2 protein-coding genes are annotated in these 802 nt (G+C 60.7%); both read left to right on the top strand.

All coding sequences use genetic code 11. The features are described from left to right. A partial coding sequence (locus tag EN925_RS38025) for a type VI secretion IcmF C-terminal domain-containing protein (RefSeq protein ID WP_281040714.1) occupies window positions 1-692 on the top strand: 692 nt, incomplete at its 5' end. Beyond that, window positions 674-802, top strand: a 129-nt coding sequence (gene tagF, locus EN925_RS38020) for a type VI secretion system-associated protein TagF (protein WP_128337472.1), incomplete at its 3' end; no start/stop codon positions are given. The genes EN925_RS38025 and tagF, both read left to right, overlap by 19 nt.

The raw sequence follows: 802 nt of genomic DNA, 5'->3' as shown, positions 1-802 counted from the left end.
CTTCGGAGCTCAACGCCATCTGGCGGGCCGATATCCTGCCTTTCTGCCAGGCGGCGCTGAACGACCGCTATCCGTTCAGCGCCGAGAGCGCGGTGGACGTCAACGTGCGGGATTTCGCAAGGCTGTTCGGACCGGCCGGGCTGATCGACGGTTTCATCAACGACCACCTGATCAACTATGTCGACATGACCAGCCAGCCGTGGAAGTGGCGCGCCGATTTCGGCCTTGATGCTTCGGCCCTGGCGGCATTCGAGCAGGCCAGGCATATCCGCGACGATCTGTTTGCGGGCGGCAGCGGACCGGTGATGAGCTTCACGCTTGAACCGAAGGACCTGTCTCCCAACGTCACGCGCGTCACGCTCAATCTCGATGGCCAGAGCCTCGTCTACTACAACAACGCAACGCGGCCGCAACCCATGACATGGCCCGGCAAGGACGGCACGGGCGTCATCTCGCTCGCCTTCCAGCCGATCGACGGATCGCCTGAAATAATGCTTAACGAAACCGGCAGCTGGGCGTGGCTGAGGATGCTCCGCAGTGGCCGCTTCGCCAGCACTTCGCTGACCGATGTCTACAGCCTGCGCCTGGGCACGAAAGGCATGTATGCCGATTTCGAGCTCAAGGCCGCCAGCGTCGAAAATCCGTACAACCTCGAAATGTTCAAGAAGTTCACATGTCCACCGCAGATATGATCATCGGCTTCTTCGGTAAGATTCCGGCAACTGGAGACTTCGTCTCCGCGAACCTGCCGCGGACTTTCATCGACCGCTGGGACCGCTGGATGTCGATGGAATTGCGCGAG

The organism is Mesorhizobium sp. M7A.F.Ca.US.006.04.2.1, assembly GCF_004022915.1.
GTDB lineage: Bacteria > Pseudomonadota > Alphaproteobacteria > Rhizobiales > Rhizobiaceae > Mesorhizobium > Mesorhizobium ciceri.
The sequence above is the reverse complement of the archived record's forward strand: the minus strand, read 5'-3'. Positions and strand labels throughout refer to the sequence as shown.